This is a genomic window from Hydrogenovibrio crunogenus (assembly GCF_004786015.1).
GTDB lineage: Bacteria > Pseudomonadota > Gammaproteobacteria > Thiomicrospirales > Thiomicrospiraceae > Hydrogenovibrio > Hydrogenovibrio crunogenus.
The window spans coordinates 477,185-496,436 of the sequence record NZ_CP032096.1; the positions used below are offsets into that span (position 1 = coordinate 477,185).

Below are 19,252 nucleotides of genomic sequence, written 5' to 3' on the forward strand. Positions count from 1 at the left end.
GACGTTAATGCCGCTGTTTAAGATTTCTTAATGAAAAAAAGTTTTTAGTTAAAGGGATATCGAACTGAATGTCGTTGTAGAGAATGACGGTTGATTCTGATGGCTTGTCTATTGGCTGTAATGTCATTCGCATGGGGATGATCCGCTCACCGATTTTTTGAATTTGATCAAATGTTAGGGTGCGAATCAGATGGCCATCTTCATCATAGTAGAGCCCTTTGATAGGGGCCAAAGTTGATTGTGTGATCTGCATCACAACCTTCCCCCAAACGACAGCGGCATTCGGTTTTGGAATAGAGGTTAGTTCATAAATATTTTGATTATTTCGAAGCCCTTCAAATGTGATAGTCGAATCATAATCCTGTTCAAAGGTGCTTTCCTTTACGAGATCATCATTCGTGAAATGGCTTCCCATCCAAGAGCCGGACATCATGCTTGACGGCACTTTGGTGACGCGGTTGATTTTAGGCAAATAGTTCCAGATGTTTTGTTCCACCTTTAAAGTCGAAATACCTCGATCTTTAATGGGTTTCTGAATGACAACCAATGAATAGTCATTCCCCAGAGACCAGGCTTCCATTGTCATGTTTCTTTGATAACGTTGTGTTTTGACGCTCATGGTCATGAATGCATGAGATGTCGTTCCGCGCCATAAGCTATCAATATGACGAACCAGTTCGTCTGCTTGCATCGCCTTTACCGGCAAAGAAAAAATAAGGAAAAGTAGAGTTGATAAGCTTAGGGGGCTACTTACTGTTTTAATGGAGATCAAAATCTTAGAATGCTGCATCTCTGCTCCTAAATAAGAAGTGTGATGTGAAGCAATGGAGGGGCATCTTTTTTTCAGAAAGAAGAGGCTTATAATTTAAAGCTTTAAATTAGGCCTCTTCTAGCCCATCTAATTTTTTCACTTTTTTATAGGCTTTTTTAACGGCCTTTTGAATGCGTGCTTGTATTTCCTGGTATTCTTCGGAGGACATGTAAAAAGACATGTCGATATCATGACGAATATAGCGAGGTGCAATACGGTTGAGTGCGATACAGGCCATATCTGCCAGCTGGTTTTCAGTTAATCCGACATCGAGATAGTTTTCTTGTATATGATTAAAGACAGGTCTTTCATAGTAATTATGGACGGATTGAAGTTCAGACATGAGTAAAATTCCTTAATGAATAACCATTATTTTACTATACCGAAAATATAGATATAAAAAAAGCACTCGTTGAGTGCTTTTTAAGTGAGAGGCGTTTTATCCTTAACTTAAGGATTCACGTTTAACGGCACGATGACCAATGTCAGTACGGTAATAAACCTCTTCCCAATGAATTTTTGAAACCCCTTCATAGGCACGTTTCTGAGCATCGGTAACATTTTCGCCTAGCGCGGTCACACAAAGAACGCGCCCTCCTGATGTAACCAGTTGTCCTTGATCATTCAAACGGGTACCCGCATGGAAAACTTTAATATCCGTATTGTTGGCATCTTCAATGCCTTGGATGACATCTCCTTTACGGTATTCATCAGGGTAGCCGCCAGCGGCTAAAACGACACCTAATGCAGGACGGGAATCCCATTTAGCGGTTACCGTGTCTAGTTTTTTATCCAATGCCGCTAAACACAGTTCAGATAAGTCGGATTGTAAGCGCATCATGATAGGCTGAGTTTCAGGATCACCAAAGCGGCAGTTAAATTCAAGGACTTTCGGTGTCCCATCCGGTGCAATCATAATCCCGGCATATAAAAATCCAGTATAGGGTAGGCCGTCTTTAGCCATCCCATCAATGGTTGGACGAATGATCTCCTGCATAATGCGGTCATGGATTTTACGCGTCACCACTGGCGCAGGGGTATAAGCCCCCATACCGCCTGTATTTGGCCCGGTATCACCATTGTTTCGGGCTTTATGGTCTTGAGAAGTCGCCATAGGTAAGATGTTTTGACCATCTGCCATCACGATAAAACTGGCTTCTTCGCCGACTAGAAATTCTTCAATAACAACACGTGCACCAGCGTCCCCAAATTTATTACCTGCTAGCATATCTTCTACTGCGGCAATCGCTTCGGCATTGGTTTCAGCCAGGATAACGCCTTTACCTGCGGCTAAGCCATCGGCTTTAATGACAATTGGCGCGCCCATCTCTTTAATATAAGCCACTGCAGGCGGGATCTCTGTGAACACGGAGTAGGCGGCTGTTGGAATGTTGTGTTTCGCTAAAAAATCTTTAGAGAAAGCTTTAGATCCTTCCAGTTGCGCTGCTCCCTTGCTTGGACCAAAGCATTTTAGGCCTGCCGCTTCAAAAGCGTCAACCACACCAAGCACAAGAGGCACTTCCGGGCCAACAATGGTGAGTTCAATGGCATTGTTTTGAGCAAAATCTACCAGGCCTGGTAAGTCCTCAACGGCAATATCAACATTTTCGATATTGTCTTCCAGTGCCGTTCCAGCGTTGCCAGGTGCAACAAATACTTTTGAAACCTTATCTGATTGAATGGTTTTCCACGCCAAAGCATGTTCGCGGCCACCGCTTCCAATAATGAGTACATTCATGTGTTTTTCTCTCTTGTAAATCTATCGTATTTCAATCAGTGTATTTAGTGTTTGAAGTGACGCATGCCAGTAAAGACCATCGCGATGCCGTGCTCATCCGCTGCATCAATCACTTCCTGATCTCGCATGGAGCCACCTGGATGTATTACAGCTGTGATGCCGGCTTCGGCTGCCGCATCAATGCCATCTCTGAAAGGGAAAAATGCATCGGAAGCCATCACTGAACCCGGCACTTCAAGACCTTCATCGGCTGCTTTAATGCCGGCAATTTTCGCAGAATAAACGCGGCTCATTTGCCCCGCACCTACCCCAATGGTCATGCCGTCTTTTACATAAACAATGGCATTGGACTTAACGTATTTCGCTACTTTCCAGGCAAATTGTAAATCCGCCATTTCTTTTTCACTCGGCGCACGCTTGGTTACCACCTTAAGCTCGTCTTCAGTAACCGAACCTAAGTCACGGTCTTGCACCAATAAACCGCCGGTAACCCGTTTGTAATCATAAGCCGGTTCTTGGATACCTAGATCTCCACACACCAGTAAACGGACATTTTGTTTGGCGGCAATAACATTCTTTGCATCTTCTGATACATTCGGTGCGATGATGACTTCCACAAATTGACGATCAATAATGGCTTGAGCCGTTTCTTGATCCAATGCGCGGTTGAAAGCAATGATGCCTCCAAATGCTGACGTGGGATCGGTTTTGTACGCTCGATCATAAGCTTCAAAAACGTTTTGACCAACAGATACGCCACAAGGGTTAGCATGTTTAACAATGACACAAGCCGTTTCATCAAACGTTTTGACCAGCTCTAATGCTGCATCGGTGTCAGCAATGTTATTGAATGACAGAGCCTTACCTTGTAACTGTTTGGCGGTTGAAATAGACGCTTCCGTTGGGTTTCGCTCCGTATAGAAGGCCGCCGACTGGTGTGGATTTTCTCCATAACGCATTGATTGTTTTTTCACAAACTGAGTGTTGTATGTGCGCGGGAAAGTATCGTTTTTATCTTCGCTGAACATGGTTCCGAAGTAGTTTGAGATTGCCCCGTCATAGCGAGCCGTTTGCTCAAATGTCTTGATGGCTAAATCAAAACGGGTAGCATGAGACAGTTGGCCATTATTCGATTCCATTTCTTCTAGAATGCGAGCATAGTCTTGTGGATCTGTGACAACGGCAACATCTTTATGGTTTTTGGCCGCCGAGCGAAGCATTGTCGGCCCTCCAATATCAATGTTTTCAATGGCATCTTCTAATGAACAATCCGGGTTGGCCACCGTGGCTTCGAAAGGATACAGATTAACCACCACCATATCGATAGGGTCAATACCATGTTCAGTCATAACGGCATCATCTGTACCACGGCGACCCAGTAAACCGCCGTGGATTTTTGGATGAAGTGTTTTGACTCGACCATCCATCATTTCAGGGAAACCGGTGTATTCTGAAACCTCTGTGACAGGCAGACCTGCTTCAGAAAGAACCTTATAGGTTCCTCCTGTTGATAAGATGGCAACATCCATAGCGGTTAAAGATTTGGCAAACTCTAAAATGCCATTTTTATCTGAGACGCTAATCAGGGCGCGGCGAACAGGTTTCATAAGGGATTTCTCTCCAAAATTGGTTAGTCAGTAAAAAGGGTGCCTATTAAAGGCGAATTCGTTACGCAGGCGTTATTTTATAAAGCTGCATTTTTTTTCTTAAGGTATTTCGGTTAATACCTAATATTTCAGCTGATCGACTTTGATTGAACGCAGTTTCGTTTAAAACAAATTCGATGAGCGGACGCTCTACTTGGCTTATCACCATTTGATAAACATCACTCGGCACTTCACCTTCCAGTGTTTCAAAATAGTTTTTCAGCGTCATGGTGACATGGGTGCTGAGTGCTTGACTGGCTGGGTTATTATCAGATAGTAATGTCATAAAGTATCAAAGTAATGGTTGATTAAGTTGAGTTGTGCTTGAGTACTCTCAAGCCGATTAAATCTTTTTCTTAGCTCTGTACCGTTGGGAAGGTATTGGCTGTACCAGCCCAGATGCTTTCGAGCAATTTTATGGCCTAAATATTTACCATAAAGTGTTTCGAGTTCTGAAAAGTGTCGAGTCATCACTTGCTGAAATTCAGCCAAACTAGGAGGGGGCAAAAACTCCCCGGTTTCTAGAAAGTGTGCTATCTCTCTGAAAATCCAAGGATATCCTTGGGCGGCTCGACCAATCATAATGCCATCTGAACCTGTATATTTTAATACAAATTGAGCCTCTTTTGGGCTGCAAATATCACCGTTTGCAATAACTGGGATTTCAACCGCCTGTTTAACGGCTTTAATGGTGTCGTATTCGGCTTGGCCATTAAATTTATCCACACGGGTGCGACCATGGATGGTAATGGCTTTTAAGCCGGAGTCTTGTGCCAGTTTGGCAATTTCAATGGCATTGATGTTATCCGCATCGGTTCCGGTTCGGATTTTAACCGTTACAGGAAGGTCAATTGCTTCGGTCAAACTTTTAAAAATATCGGCAACCAGTTCAGGTTGCCCCATTAAAGCAGAGCCAGCGGCCACATCACACACCTTTTTTGCTGGACACCCCATGTTGAGATCAATCATATCCGCTCCCTGGGATTGTTGCCATAATGCAGCGTCCACCAGCTCATCGGGTTGGGTGCCCAGCAATTGAACAATCCGGGGAGAAGTTTCTGTTTTATCCGCATGGCGCGTTGAAGATTTTGCCGATTCGCGTAATTGCTTTTTGGAAGCGACCATTTCTGACACCGCATAACTGGCACCAGTCTCACGGCAGATATCTCGATAAATTCGGTCGGTAATACCTGCCATAGGCGCCAGTGCAATTGTGGGGGTGTCAGAATCAAATAAGGGCATCATGTTGAAAGCAGTTAAGTCGCCGCTAGCTTTTTAAAGCTAAGTTGAGACCATTCATCCAAATCATTTTGAGCAATCAATTCAAATCCTTGTTGCTGGTAAAAGCTAATCAAATCTGCTGCCTGGTTGCTTAATAAACCTGATAACACCAGCGTGGCATTTGGCTTCATCAAACGAATAAATTCTGGTGCCAGTTCTTTGAGAGGCCCTGCAAGAATGTTAGCAATTAATAGGTCAACAGGATCGGAATGAAATTCTTTGACCAGTTTGAATTCAATATCGGCCTCATTTCTATCCGCATTTTGTTGACTGGCGATAATCGCTTGTGGGTCAATATCGGTGCCTTTTACCTGTTTTGCGCCTAACTTTTCAGAGGCGAGTGCCAATACGCCTGAACCGCAACCATAGTCAATGACAGTTAAATCAGTAGGTGGGTTTTGGTCGAGCCAAGTAAGGCATAAAGCCGTGGTTGGGTGAGTCCCTGTCCCAAATGCCATCCCTGGGTCTAGCATGAGGTTAACTGCTTCGGGTTCAGGGATGTCACACCAACTGGGTATAATCCAGAGTCGTGAACCAAACTGCATGGGTTGAAATTGATCCATCCAGGCTCGAATCCAGTCTTTGTCCTCAAGCGCTTCAATGCTATAGCACTCAGCTGGTATATCCGGTATTAAGGTTTCTAGTTGACTGATGATCGCTGGAATGTCGGTTTCGGCATCAAATAAACCGATGACTTTGGTTTGATTCCAAATAGGGGTTGTGCCAATTTCAGGTTCAAAAATGGGTTGGTCTTTTGCGTCTGCAAATGTGACGGATGCTGCATTTACTTCCATGAATGCATCTGATAGTGGTTCTGCAAGTGCTTCTGAAACCGTGGTGTTAATTTGAATCCAAGCCATAAGGGTCCTTTAAACGTAAAAACCACGCGGCCGATAAATAGTTACATTATAGGCTCAACGTGGTTGATGTTAATGAGTTTGTGATGAACTAGAGTCTAAACGAGATGTTCCAATCGGTGTTCTAAATAATGGATATTTTGTTCACCTTCACAGAACCCAAAGTCATTCATGATTTCGCGTTGCATACGAATATTGGTTTCAATGCCTTGGATAATCAACTCATCCAAAGCAGTGTCCATACGTGCCACGGCTGAAGTACGGTCAGGGCCATAACAAATCAGTTTCCCTATCATTGAATCGTAGTGCGGCGGAACTGGGTAACCCGTATAAATATGAGAATCCCAACGAACGCCAATTCCACCGGCTAAGTGTAAACGTTCAATTTTACCTGGAGAAGGAATAAAGTTGTTCGATGGGTTTTCGGCATTGATACGACATTCAATGGCATGACCTCGAATGATGATATCTTCCTGCTTGATGCTTAGCGGTTTACCCATTGCAATTTCGATCTGAGCTTTTACTAAGTCCACGCCCGTGACTTGTTCCGTTACAGGGTGTTCTACTTGTAAACGGGTATTCATTTCAATGAAATAAAACTCGCCGTTTTCATATAAAAATTCAAAGGTTCCCGCACCACGATAGCCGATTTCAATACAGGCGTTTACACAAGCTTGCCCGATACGGTTACGTTGTTCTTCTGTAATGCCCGGCGCAGGGGCTTCTTCAACCACCTTTTGATGACGACGCTGCATTGAGCAGTCACGCTCTCCTAGGTGAATGGCGTTGCCCAACCCATCGGCCAGTACTTGAATTTCAATGTGGCGCGGCGTTTCCAGAAATTTTTCCATATACACTTCTGGGTTACCAAAGAAGCTACCTGCTTCTGATTTAGTCAACTGAATTGACTTAATCAGGTTTGATTCGGTATGAACAACGCGCATACCGCGTCCACCACCACCACCGGAAGCTTTGATGATAATTGGGTAGCCAATTTCTTTAGCCAGTTGTTTATTAGCTTCTTCATCGTCGCTTAATGGGCCGCCGGAGCCGGGAACGGTAGGAACACCTGCCGCCTTCATCGCACGGATAGCGGATACTTTGTCGCCCATAATGCGGATCGTTTCAGCCTTAGGCCCCATAAAAATAAATCCGCTTTCTTCAACGCGCTCGGCAAAGTCGGCATTTTCAGATAAGAAACCATACCCTGGGTGAATCGCTTCGGCATCCGTGATTTCAGCGGCTGAAATAATGGCTGGAATATTGAGGTAACTTTCAGAAGACGGTGCAGGCCCAATACACACAGACTCATCTGCTAGCAAGACATGTTTTAGGTTAGCATCTGCTGTGGAGTGGACTGCGACCGTTTTGATGCCCATTTCTTTACAGGCTCTTAGCACGCGTAGTGCAATTTCTCCACGGTTGGCAATCAGAATTTTTTCAATCATGCAGGTATCCTATTATTCGATGATGAATAAAGCTTGACCGAACTCAACAGGTTCAGCGTTTTGAACAAGAATTTTCTTCACGGTTCCAGAAACATCTGCTTCAATTGGATTCATGATTTTCATCGCTTCAATAATACAAAGGGTGTCACCGGCTGAGACTTGGTCTCCCACGCTGACAAATGGACCCGCATCCGGAGAAGGTGAGGCATAAAAAGTCCCGACCATTGGAGATGGAACGGTATGTCCTGTTTCTGCAGGAGCCGCAGGTGATTCCGCAGGTGCGGCAGATTGTTGTGGTGCAGCCGCAGCGGGTGCAGCTTCATAAGCCATTTGTGCTGGCGCTGCAGGCGCAGACATCATGACAGGCTCTTTGCTACGAGTGATGCGAATGTTGTGCTCACCTTCTTTAATTTCAATTTCAGCAACGTCAGACTGTTCTACAATTTCAATCAATTTACGAATTGAACGAATATCCATGTTCTCTATTCCTCTTAAATAGTCGTTATTTAAATGTATTTTTATTTCAGTTTTTCAACTGCGGCAGCCAGCGCGAGCTGATAGCCTATTGGACCCAGACCGGCAATCACGCCTTCAGCCAGGTCAGAAAAATATGAATGGGTTCGAAAAGCTTCTCTTTTGTGAATGTTAGATAAATGCACTTCAATAAAAGGAATCTTGACGGTCGATAAAGCATCCCGTATTGCAACACTGGTGTGTGTGAAAGCGGCAGGGTTGATGATAATAAAATCAATATCTTCAATCGCGGTTTGGATGCGTTCCACTATTTCGTGCTCGGCATTACTCTGGAAGTTGTATAGACGTACTTCGTAATCATCAGCAAGGGTTTCGAGTTCTTCAATAATGTCGCCTAAGGTTTGGCGGCCATAATGTTCAGGCTCTCTTTTGCCTAGCATATTGAGATTGGGACCATTGATTACGAGAATGTTTGCCATGAAAGTATCCTTGATGCATTTCAGCGGAGCTAATCATTAAATTGTTGAAAATTATACCTGAAAGTTAGCTTTAACGATATAGAAAGTTATAAAAAAGTCGTGAAAATTCGTGAAATGTTGCGAAGTTTAAATTAAATGAAAAAAACAGGGTTGAGTTCTTTAAAACGGCGTTTTTGTCATCAAGATGAGATAAAAAACGTATTGAAAGGTGGTGTTATCTAGAATGAAAACGGCCAGGCCTGGCCGTTTTTCGTGACGTTTTTGATTAAAATAAATCTTATTGAAAAGCTTGATTGATATTCTGTGTAAAGTCAGCTGCTTTTTTGAAACCAACCACGCGTTGTGCTTTTTGTTCTTGTTGATGGTTAAAGAACAGAATAGCAGGGGGGCCGATGATGTTAAATGCTTTCATTAACTCTTTATCATTTGCATTATTGGCGGTCACATCGGCTTTTAAGAGGGTGACATTTGCCAATGCGCTCTGAACACCTGGATCGGAGAATGTGAATTTTTCCATTTCCTTACAACTGATGCACCAATCTGCATAGAAGTCGAGCATCACTGGATTCCCTTTGGCGACTTCTTGCTTCAGCTCCGCTAAGGTACGAATAGTCTTGAAGTTTAGATGTTCAGTCTGGCTGCTACTGCTGGTTCCGGATGACTGAAATACCGTTAACGGTTGCAAGACATTTTTGCTACCACCGGCCAAACCGATCAGTATTACCATACCGTAGATCAAAAAGATCACACCAATGGATTTTGCGAACTTATGCCAGCCGGATTTGTCGCCAACCGGTTCCAGAGCTCCGAGATAAATAGCGGAACCGATCAGTAACGCCGCCCAGGCAAATAGAATTGTCCATTCGGGAAGGATTCTTTCGGCCATCCAAATGGCAACCCCGATCATCAGAACACCGAAGATGGCCTTAACGTTATCCATCCAGGCGCCAGCGCGAGGAAGGAGTTTCCCGGCGGACGTTCCTAATAACAATAGAGGCACGCCCATCCCCATGCTCATAGCAAATAAAGCGGTGCCGCCAAGAAGCGCATCGCCGGTTTGCCCGATGTAAATCAGGGCGCCGGCAAGAGGCGGTGCCACACAAGGGCCGACAATTAGAGCCGATAAGAACCCCATGATGGCGACACCCGTTAAGGTGCCGCCCTGTTGTTTATTAGATAAATTCGTGATTTTGGATTGCAGGCCACTTGGTAGTTGTAGTTCATAGAAACCGAACATGGAGAAGGCCAAAGCAATGAAAATCAATGCAAAACTCCCAATAATCCATGGATTTTGGAAAAGGACCTGGAGGTTTTCGCCAAAAATCCCTGCTAAAACCCCGGCAGCGGTATAGGTAACCGACATCGCCAGAACATAGACTAGAGACATGATGAAAGCTTTGCGCGTGGTGAGTTGATCTCCTTGTCCAACAATGATGCTGGAGAGGATTGGAATCATTGGAAAAACGCAAGGTGTTAAAGACAGTAATAGTCCAAACAAAAAGAAGGTGCCAATGACAATCCAAACCGAACTGTTTTGTAAGGTGCTGGTGATCTGGTCGGTTTCAGATAGATTTTCAGACGTCGTTGTTTGAGTCGGTAAGTTTGTGCTTGTTTGTTTGAAGTCACTGGCATTTACCGTCATCAGTTTTTTCGCGGGTGGGTAGCATACGCCAGATTCAGATGAACAACCTTGATAGTGGATTTCTATTTCAGCAGCGCCGACAATATGATTCACTGGCAGAATGGCTTGGAAATCGCCATGATAAACTTGAACGTCACCAAACACTGGATCATTTGTTTGTATGGCTTCAGGTAATTGAAGAGAACCGAGGGTGGCATTTCCTTGTTTAAGTAGGACTTTAATTTTATCCTTGTACAGGTGGTAGCCTTCAGCGACTCTAAAATCAAGCATTAGTTGATTGTTATCGTTGGGAGTCACCTGTAGCTGAAAAGCTTCATCTGCAGGCAGTAAGTCTGCTCCGGAACTGTCGATGATTAAGCTGTTTAAATCCGCAAGGGTATTGCCGTTGGTGTCTGCGGCGGCAGGCAGTTCAACCGTGACAGATTTCGTTTGCGGAGGATAGCAAACGCCAAGTTTTTCAGCACACCCCTGGTATTTGATTGTTAAGTTTGCTTTCGTAACGCTTCCTGAATAGGGTTGTGTTACGGTTAGTTGGTGTTTAAACACATCGCTCTGGCCAAAGGCAGGATCATTTTTAGTAATGGCTTTAGGGTAATGTGGTGGACTGAGTTCTAAGTCTTCCGATTCGATTGAAATGCGTTTTTTGTATAAATAGTAATCGTCTGCAATTTTCCAGCTGATTTTGAATTGGCCATTCTCAACCTTAACCGGCTGTAAGGAAAAAGCTTGATCAACATCTAATAACTCATCCGATGCGGCTACCGAATGGAATGTTAAAAATAACAATATCGTTAATAGATATTTAAAAAACGATGTGTTTCTCATTTATGTCCACCTTGAAAAAACAATTTAAAGACTTATGTAATAAGTTAATCACGATTTTAACGTAGAATCGCGTTAGGATGTTGTGCAAACTTTGTGTAAATGCTGACAATCAATTTTAAAGCAGAAACGCTTTATTTGAATTCAGTCTTAAAAGAGACCTTTATGTTTAAAATTTTCTTCCTATTATTTTTATTTGTTCCTTTGGTGGAACTTTATGTGTTGATTGAAGTTGGCAGTGAGATTGGGGCTTTACCTACTATTTTGTTAACCATTGTCACCGCGATTATCGGAGCCGCCTTAATGCGTCATCAAGGCGTTTCTACCATGCAAAAAGCACAGCTGAATATGGCGCAAGGGCAATTGCCGGCAGTAGAAATGATGGAAGGGGTGTTTATCTTTTTAGGTGGACTGATGCTTTTAATCCCGGGACTGATTACCGACGCAATCGGATTTTTATTGTTGATTCCACCAGTCAGACGTCTGTTCTCGAAAAAATTAATCGCTCAGCGTCAAACGCAATACGCTCAATATAAAGGTCAGGTATATGAAACAGAGTGGACGGAACGTTCTTCAGATGGTCAGTCGATTCAGCATGTCAGGATTATTGAGTCGGGTGCGCCGGATAAAGAGTCGGATGTGATTGAAGGTGAGGTGCTGGACGATGATAAGAAGCCGAATCGCTGAATATAAGAATCAGTAATCTTGTATTAAAAACGACCAGGCCTGGTCGTTTTTAGCATTATTGATAGATTGTTTTTACATCGATTCAAGCAATTCTAAATACCCTTCGCGATAACTTGGGTATTTGAATGTGTAGCCGGTTGCTTTGATTTTAGCGTTCGACAAGCGTTTATTGCTTCTTAATGCACGGCTGTTTTCTGTCGGCTCAAGGTGTTCAATATTCGAAACAGATAATTGCTCAGCCAACCATTCATACACTTCACAAGTCAACGTCGGTTCATCGTCCACGCCAATATAAACCGGATCTAAATCGGGTTGCTCCATTAAGTGCTCCAACAGACCAACACAGTCTTCGGAGTGAATGCGATTGCTATACACATCTTCCATGCAATGCGCTTTACCTTGTAGGACCAAATCAATGAGGTACGTTCTTCCTGGTCCATAAATGCCACCAAATCGAATCACTGTGCCTGGAAAAGGAGCCGTTAAAGCAAGCTCTTCTCCTTCCAGTAAGCGACGACTAGAAAAGTTTTTGCCTTCTGCTGGACTTTCCTCTGTGACGCGTTCTCCCTCGGATTGAGAAAAAACCGATGAGCTTGAAATAAAGAAAAGGTGTTTGATAGGTTGATCTTTAAGCGCATCAATTAAGTGCTTTAAGCCCATAACATACGCTTTATAATAAGCGACATCATTGTAGCTTTTAGCCGAGACAATATAAAAAACATAATCAAGTTGATCCGGAAGCTCGGGTAATTGGCCAAATAAATCGGCTTCAATAGGCTGGATAGGGGAGGTGATTTTTGACGTATCTCGCCGAATACCAAAAACCTCATGCCCTTTTTTCGCTAAGTTTACACCTAGGCGACAACCAATATCGCCACATCCTGCAATCAAAACGCGCGCCATATATTTACCTTTTAGTTAGCTTGTTTTTCGCATAGTATCACAAAAAAAGAGAAAGGGAATATGACAAATGATTAAGAAGTCAAAAAGTTATTTTTAGGACAAAAAAAAGCCCCTAAAAAGGGGCTCTTAGAAGTAACTCTTAATTTAGACAATTAAAAGTTATATTTTACCTGCACTGTGTAGCCAATTTGAGAATGCTTTGTTGTGCTGGTACTTGCTGCTGCAGTTTGTGAACCTGCCATTCCTGTTGCAAATGCAGAAGAAACGCCTGTTGTATCAACAGAGTTTTTAACTTCTGGTGCATACACAACAGATCCTTCTAATGTTGTATTTTTAGTCATAGAATACCCACCACCAAAAGTGAAGTGACTTTCTGTGATTGCAGGGAAGAAGGTGTTGTTAAACATGTTCACAACGGCACCTTTATAGGTAGTACCATCTTGCTCCTTGATTGGGTTGCTGCCGTAGTTGTAACCCGCACCTAACCAGTAGTTGTTAGCAGCAAATTTTGCACCTACAGAAAATACATCTTGGTCTTCCCAACCAAAGTCTTTATAACCTTTTGCTGATCCCCAGCCTACTTTTTTATAGTCGGCATTAACAGAGAAGCTTCCCATGACGTATTCTGCACCAACTTTGATTTCAGAAGGTTGTTCAAGGTTGTCGCCAAATGCAGTTTTGAAATCTGAATTCGGGTTAACAAATGCACCTGATGCAGTTGATAGTTGGCCTTTATACTTCATATCAACAGCAGACAAGTACGAAGCTGCAACTGTTAAGTCATTAGTGATATTAAAATAACCACCAATGTTAAAGCCCATTCCAAGGTCTGAAGCCATGCCATGACCTACCGTTTTTATTGCTGGCGTTGTTGTTTGGTTTGTGGTGATGGTTCCGCTAGACTGAACGTACATCGGTGCACCATTGTTATTTGTCATTTGCGTTTTGAAATTAATGTCTAGTGAACCATATTGAAGGATTGGCGATACACCAAAACCGAAGTTTGATGAATTATAAGCCAGGGTTGGCGCAAACTTCATGATTTGCATGTTTGTTTGTGCGTTAAATAACATGTCTTCATCTTGGTAATCAACCCCCATACCTGATGTTCCAAACATCCCGATACCGAAAGTTAATTTATCATTGATACGGCTTGATAAAGAAACCGCAGGAATGACATTGGTATCTGCATCACTTGTTGCACTTCCAATCGGTGCTCCATTGGCAGCTGCTTGTGCAGACGTAATACCATTGGCTGCAGCAACGGCACTGTTTTTAATGTTGTTAGTTGTTTCAACGGATGGCATGAATAAAGTGCCGCCGAAAGTCATTTCGGTTCCTGTTGTTTTACCGATCATTGCCGGGTTAGCGATAACTGTTTCAGCGCCGTAGCTTGCCGCGACCCCAGTACCACCCATTGCGTTTGATTGTGCACCTAAGCCAATCATGTTAGTACCGTTCGTTGCTAGAACAGGCGTTGAAACCATTGCAGCTGTTGCAATTGCTAAAGCGATTCTTGTTTTTTTCATCGAGTGTCTCTCTTTTTTATCTAATGAATACAATTTAAGCATGTTGGTGCCGTTTTATCACTTCGCTGCCAGCATGCTGTTTTTCGTCAGAAGCTACTATGCCGAAGTTGCAAAGCTTTTAATAATTAAAAAAATTTTATGGTCGATTAGGGGGGTTAATCCGTATTTATAAGTACACAATTACCGGGTAGGATAATTACTTATTTTTGTCATAACTTATTGAAAATAAAGAATATTAGATTAATCTAATATAATTATTTTCTTATAGAGTGCTAAGCTTTTTGGCAAATGAAAATAATTTTATGTGAGAGCTGATTTTTTTTATCATGACTTGCTAATATTATTAAAAAATAATTTAAAGCGTTGGTATGGAGGGCGGTTAGTATGAGGTGCTCAGTTGAAAGTGGTGTCTTCGCTTTAAGGAGTGTATTTCATTTATCTAACAGAAAAGTCGATAGGAATAAAAAAGCCTGCTAAAGAGCAGGCTTTATTTAAAGGGTTTGGAACGCGTTAAGTTTTAGAACGCACCTTCTTTACCTTTTTGTAGCATTTCCCACATAGTATCACGTACTTTCATGGTTGCTTCTCTTAGTTCTGGCGGCATTTTTTTACCCATTTTGATTGCCATGTCCATGTTCATTGTATAAATGTGAAGACCATCTTCTTCTTCAATGATGTTGACACGACAAGGAAGGAACCCACCCATTGCAGGTGAGAAATCAACCATTTTACGAGCTGTTTCTGGGTTACAGAAAGACATAACGTGAATGACTTTTGATTCGATGCCACGTGCTTTCAGTTCTTCTGATAAAGGCAGTTCACCAACGTTTTTGATGTTACGGTTGATTCCGACATTGTTAATCGAGTCGATGACGTCTTGTAATTCAACGCCGTCTTCCACTTTCACTTCCCACATGGTTGCATCGGCGATGTCACCTTCTGCTTCAACCCATTTATCCCAGATTTCCATAAATGTGCCACCAGCGCCATCAGCAAGGTTGTTGATGCCATTGATTGTTCCACAACCTGTTAATGTTGTAATAGAAGCGGCGATAAAGGCAGCTTTAAAAAAGTTAGCTATTTTCATTGAGTCTTTCTCCGTTGCTTTTTTATAATCAAGAACGCACTTTATTTATAATCTAATGCATTTTTTAGGCTTGATTTGAATCAATTTTCAGCAAACAAGGTTACTCTTGTTATTTATAAAATAAAAATTAATTTTTTTGTGACCTAATAACTTTCTTTTATACACATTATCACTTACTAATATAATTCTTTTATTAACTGTTTATTTGTCATGGGCTCAAATGAGCTGAAATCCAAGAGAATACAGAAGGTTATTGAAGGTTGGGTCGGGCGTTTTAATGACCCTGTGTTGGTGCCACTCTCGATGAACAGGATAGTGTCTTCGGTAGTATTCATATTTTTTATGGGTGACTACAATGTTATTAGCTCTAATGGCTGCATCGTCGTCTTCGGGGCGGTAACACTGTTGTAATACATTATGAATGTCTTGCTGAAGATCGCCTGTCAATGAAAGTGATATTGGCGGTGGTGGTGGCGGTAAGAACTTCCGCCAGTCGTCGTCAGGGAGGATTTGCCAATGTTGGCAAAGTGCTTGATAAACCATCTCGCTTCCTGCAATCTTGGCATCTAAGGCATGACCGGCGATATGCGGCGTTGCAATGTCTGCTGTATTGTAGAGATCTGAATTGATATTCGGTTCATTTTCCCAGCAGTCGATGATATTGCTTTCAGTCTGGGTATGAATCCAGGCTTGTTCGTCAATGATACCTCCGCGAGCCGCGTTAATAAGGATTTGATGGGGTTGAATTTTTTTGAGCTTGTCAGCAGATAGGAGGTGGTAAGTCGCATCCGGACCTGTTTGTGTCAAAGGTGTATGAACGGTAATAATGTCCGCTTTAAGAGCTGTATCTAAGTCAATGAACTCGTCAGACATCTCTTGTCGAGCTCTTGGTGGGTCATTGAGTAAAACCTTCATACCCAGTGCACTGGCCTTTTGTTCTACCAGTTTGCCCACGTGGCCGACGCCAATAATGGCCAGGCTTTTTTCTGACAGTTTGAACCCTTTTTCAATCGCCAGATTGACTATATTGGTCATGACATATTCAGACACGGAATTGGCATTGCACCCTTGGGCTGAATAAAATTCGATGGCGTTTGCTTTTAAATAGGATTGGTCGACATGGTCTAAACCCACGACAGTGCTGCCAACAAAGGAAACGTTCGTGTGTTTCAATAAAGCCGAATTGACTTGGGTTCGTGAACGGACAATCAAGGCATCTGCATTTTGAAGATGCTCTGTGTTGATTTCTTTTCCTGGTAGAGAGATAACATTTCCTAGGTGAGCAAACAGCTCTTTGGCATAAGGCACGGCATCGTCTATTACTAAAGTTCGGCTTGGCGTCATGGAAACCCGTTTTAAATTAGAAAATTAAAGGATCATTTTGTCGATTAAATGATTTGAAGTCGTTAATGACTTGATTACACTATATTGTATCAAGCCTTTTAATGAATCAGTAAATAGAATAGTTGAGTAAACATGACAGATGTAACATCCCTTACACCAGACTTTATTGTCGGCCAAGCTGGCCGCCTTGAAATCAGAATGACCAGGCCTGGTGAAAATTCAACGACAAGCTTAGCTTCTGACAGCCCTCAAAAGTGGGTGGTTCTGAGTCATCCTCATCCTCAATTTGGTGGCACAATGAATAATAAAGTCGTTACTACGATGGAAAAAACATTCCAAAGTTTGGGGTACGGCACTTTAGCTTACAACTTCCGTGGTGTGGGAGAGTCTGAAGGGACTTATGATGGCGGTAGGGGTGAACAGCAAGATTTGTATGACGTCGTTCGCTGGTTAAGAGAGTCTGCCAATTTATCCGAGCTTGTTTTAGCGGGGTTTTCTTTTGGAAGTTATATTGTGTTGAAGCAAGCCGACCAAATTCAACCCACCGCTATTTGTACGGTGGCTCCTCCAGTTTCTATGTATGACTTTTCAGATATCGAACCCACAATGCCGTGGTATTTAATACAAGGGGGGCAGGATGAGGTGATTGATGCCAGAGAAGTATTGGACTGGGCGATGCAAATAAAAAAACAACCGGATGTTTTCTGGCGCGCTGAGGCAAGTCACTTTTTTCATCGACAGCTCATCTGGTTAAAAAAGATACTGATAACGACATTTGAAAAGTGAGAAAGAGAGTTTAGACGCTTTTAGTCAGTATTTTCCGGTAGGGCAGTGTTTTTTGTTGGGTAAAACATGGAATATAAGGAAAAACTTATATATAATTCGAGCCAATTATAAGTAAATGCTAATACTCTAATAAGTTTGAGTTATCGTGCGAAGGTCGGTAATGTTTGTTTTTATTGTCAAACAGGCTTATACCGTTACTTCGATTGCTTTATAAAAGCAGTGATAACGGTCGATAAAGCTATTTAGAATCACTTAGTGAAAACGTTTAATTTAATTGCTAAAAGCCTTGGGGAAACACTTTATGAAAGCAACAAGTGCACCGTGCCATTTTAAAGCTCGCGCCTCTTTTTTACCCATAGCCATGTGGGTTGCGTTTTTCTCTTCAGCGGAGGCCGCATCACTTGATTTCAAAGCCTGTGTGGAAACAGCGTTAGGTCAAAACCCTGAAATGGAAGTGAGTGAATACCGATTGAAGCAAGCAGAATACGCACTGGCCGAATCCAATGCGAATCGGATGCCTCAAGTAACCGCTTCTTTTACCGGAACCAACTCGAATAATGCTATGAATGTTTTCGGAATGAAGCTCAGTCAAAGAGATGCCGCTTTTAGCGATTTTGGTTTTAATGCAACCTCTGCGGCCGAGTTCGGCGCTGGTAATTATGAGTACAAACCTGATGACTTAAATAACCCTGGTTCATACTCTGATTTTAATTCGCGCTTAGAGGTGATGATTCCCGTCTGGAATGGTGGCAAGGTATCCAGTTATCAGAATCAAGCCAAAGCGATGATTAAAGCGGCACAACATGGTGATAAAGCCGTGCAGCAATATCTAACTTACAATGTCTATCAGGCCTATGAAGGCGTGCATACCGCAAGAGCGTTTGTCTCGGTAGCACAGCAAGCAGTTAAGGCTTCAGAGGCCTATGTCAAAACCACGCAAAATTTAGTGGACCAAGGTGTGGTGGTTCGTTCAGAGTTATTGAGTGCGAATGTACACTTATCTGAAGCAAAAACTGCTTTGGAAAAAGCAAAAACGCAAGAGTTGATTGCAAAAGACAATTTAAAAATGCTGATGGCAGTCGACCCCAACATGCCTTTGGAAATCGGTCCTCGAGTCGATGTGTCTTTGCCGGCTAATTCAATAGGCGAATTGACGACCATGGCAACGACAACCAACCCTAAGCTAGAAGCACAACGAGAAGAGGCTCGCTCAAGCCGTGCGGCAATCGATGCCAGCAAGGCTGACCAGTATCCAAGCTTTAATATTATGGCAAGAGGTGAGTTTAACGATGATACTGTTGGGTTTGATAGCTCTTCATATACAGTCGCCGGTATCGTATCCTGGAAAATCACTGACTTCGGAATTACCTCTAATCGAATTAATAAAGCACGGGCGGCCGCTCGACAAAAACAAGCGGCGTTACGTTCACAAGAAAACCAAACCCGTTTGGCGGTTCTAAAATCCTGGCGCACATTGAAAGTGGCTGAAAAACAAGTATCTTCTAACCGTTTGGCGGTTGAACAAGCTGAAGAAGCACAACGCCTTATTATGAAACGATACAAGAACGGTGTGTCGACGATGACAGAAGTCTTGGCCAGTCAAGCGCAATTGGATAAAGCCAGGGCAGATTTGGTTCAATCGATTTTTGAAAAGAACATTCATAAAGCGAAATTGCGTTTAGAAGCCGGTGTTATGAGCATTGACCAATTGTAAAGAC

18 protein-coding genes are annotated in these 19,252 nt (G+C 42.8%); 3 read left to right on the forward strand and 15 right to left on the reverse strand.

What is annotated here, in order from left to right; translation table 11 throughout:
* Positions 1-4: 4 nt before the first annotated feature.
* The 11 genes from GHNINEIG_RS02210 to dsbD all read right to left on the reverse strand — a co-directional run bounded on the left by GHNINEIG_RS02210 (position 5) and on the right by dsbD (position 11,201).
* Positions 5-790: an outer membrane lipoprotein-sorting protein gene (locus GHNINEIG_RS02210; protein WP_135795129.1), complete on the reverse strand. Its 786-nt coding sequence runs from the start codon at positions 788-790 to the stop codon at positions 5-7.
* A gap of 88 nt (positions 791-878) precedes the next feature.
* Positions 879-1,154: a late competence development ComFB family protein gene (locus GHNINEIG_RS02215; RefSeq protein WP_135795130.1), complete on the reverse strand. Its 276-nt coding sequence runs from the start codon at positions 1,152-1,154 to the stop codon at positions 879-881.
* A 102-nt stretch (positions 1,155-1,256) separates the two neighbouring features.
* Positions 1,257-2,549, reverse strand: a complete 1,293-nt coding sequence (purD, locus tag GHNINEIG_RS02220; protein ID WP_135795131.1) for a phosphoribosylamine--glycine ligase — start codon at positions 2,547-2,549, stop codon at positions 1,257-1,259.
* A gap of 44 nt (positions 2,550-2,593) precedes the next feature.
* A complete protein-coding gene (gene purH, locus GHNINEIG_RS02225; RefSeq protein WP_135795132.1) occupies positions 2,594-4,156 on the reverse strand; it encodes a bifunctional phosphoribosylaminoimidazolecarboxamide formyltransferase/IMP cyclohydrolase in 1,563 nt (520 codons plus the stop codon).
* Positions 4,157-4,217: 61 nt separating this feature from the next.
* Positions 4,218-4,481, reverse strand: a complete 264-nt coding sequence (locus GHNINEIG_RS11805) for a helix-turn-helix domain-containing protein (RefSeq protein ID WP_135795133.1) — start codon at positions 4,479-4,481, stop codon at positions 4,218-4,220.
* Positions 4,478-5,440, reverse strand: coding sequence for a tRNA dihydrouridine synthase DusB (gene dusB / locus GHNINEIG_RS02235; protein ID WP_135795134.1), 963 nt, complete (start codon positions 5,438-5,440; stop codon positions 4,478-4,480). The genes GHNINEIG_RS11805 and dusB overlap by 4 nt, the downstream gene beginning before the upstream one ends.
* A gap of 11 nt (positions 5,441-5,451) precedes the next feature.
* Complete coding sequence (gene prmA, locus GHNINEIG_RS02240; protein WP_135795135.1) at positions 5,452-6,336, reverse strand: 50S ribosomal protein L11 methyltransferase; 885 nt, start codon at positions 6,334-6,336, stop codon at positions 5,452-5,454.
* A 95-nt stretch (positions 6,337-6,431) separates the two neighbouring features.
* A complete protein-coding gene (accC, locus tag GHNINEIG_RS02245) occupies positions 6,432-7,781 on the reverse strand; it encodes an acetyl-CoA carboxylase biotin carboxylase subunit (protein WP_135795136.1) in 1,350 nt (449 codons plus the stop codon).
* A 12-nt stretch (positions 7,782-7,793) separates the two neighbouring features.
* Positions 7,794-8,258, reverse strand: a complete 465-nt coding sequence (gene accB, locus GHNINEIG_RS02250) for an acetyl-CoA carboxylase biotin carboxyl carrier protein (RefSeq protein WP_135795137.1) — start codon at positions 8,256-8,258, stop codon at positions 7,794-7,796.
* A gap of 41 nt (positions 8,259-8,299) precedes the next feature.
* A complete protein-coding gene (gene aroQ / locus GHNINEIG_RS02255) occupies positions 8,300-8,734 on the reverse strand; it encodes a type II 3-dehydroquinate dehydratase (RefSeq protein WP_135795138.1) in 435 nt (144 codons plus the stop codon).
* Positions 8,735-9,011: 277 nt separating this feature from the next.
* On the reverse strand, positions 9,012-11,201 hold the full coding sequence (gene dsbD / locus GHNINEIG_RS02260; protein WP_135795139.1) for a protein-disulfide reductase DsbD: 2,190 nt from the start codon (positions 11,199-11,201) through the stop codon (positions 9,012-9,014).
* A 162-nt stretch (positions 11,202-11,363) separates the two neighbouring features.
* Between dsbD and GHNINEIG_RS02265 the strand changes: the two genes are divergently transcribed.
* Positions 11,364-11,885 (forward strand): FxsA family protein, encoded by a 522-nt coding sequence (locus GHNINEIG_RS02265; protein ID WP_223260915.1) that lies wholly within the window; start codon positions 11,364-11,366, stop codon positions 11,883-11,885.
* Positions 11,886-11,957: 72 nt separating this feature from the next.
* Here GHNINEIG_RS02265 and GHNINEIG_RS02270 read toward each other — a convergent pair whose 3' ends face one another.
* From GHNINEIG_RS02270 to GHNINEIG_RS02285, 4 genes are all read right to left on the reverse strand, one after another.
* Positions 11,958-12,788: an NAD-dependent epimerase/dehydratase family protein gene (locus tag GHNINEIG_RS02270; RefSeq protein WP_135795141.1), complete on the reverse strand. Its 831-nt coding sequence runs from the start codon at positions 12,786-12,788 to the stop codon at positions 11,958-11,960.
* Between the two features lie 152 nt (positions 12,789-12,940).
* Positions 12,941-14,317 carry an OmpP1/FadL family transporter gene (locus tag GHNINEIG_RS02275; protein WP_135795142.1) on the reverse strand — a complete coding sequence of 459 codons (1,377 nt, stop codon included), beginning with the start codon at positions 14,315-14,317 and terminating at the stop codon, positions 12,941-12,943.
* Positions 14,318-14,834: 517 nt separating this feature from the next.
* On the reverse strand, positions 14,835-15,404 hold the full coding sequence (locus GHNINEIG_RS02280) for a DUF302 domain-containing protein (protein WP_135795143.1): 570 nt from the start codon (positions 15,402-15,404) through the stop codon (positions 14,835-14,837).
* Between the two features lie 216 nt (positions 15,405-15,620).
* Positions 15,621-16,748 carry a 4-phosphoerythronate dehydrogenase gene (locus tag GHNINEIG_RS02285; RefSeq protein WP_135795144.1) on the reverse strand — a complete coding sequence of 376 codons (1,128 nt, stop codon included), beginning with the start codon at positions 16,746-16,748 and terminating at the stop codon, positions 15,621-15,623.
* A 132-nt stretch (positions 16,749-16,880) separates the two neighbouring features.
* Between GHNINEIG_RS02285 and GHNINEIG_RS02290 the strand changes: the two genes are divergently transcribed.
* Together GHNINEIG_RS02290 and GHNINEIG_RS02295 are read left to right on the forward strand one after the other, a co-directional pair.
* Positions 16,881-17,534 (forward strand): alpha/beta hydrolase, encoded by a 654-nt coding sequence (locus GHNINEIG_RS02290; protein ID WP_135795145.1) that lies wholly within the window; start codon positions 16,881-16,883, stop codon positions 17,532-17,534.
* A gap of 301 nt (positions 17,535-17,835) precedes the next feature.
* Positions 17,836-19,248 carry a TolC family protein gene (locus tag GHNINEIG_RS02295; protein ID WP_135795146.1) on the forward strand — a complete coding sequence of 471 codons (1,413 nt, stop codon included), beginning with the start codon at positions 17,836-17,838 and terminating at the stop codon, positions 19,246-19,248.
* The last annotated feature ends 4 nt before the right edge of the window (positions 19,249-19,252 follow it).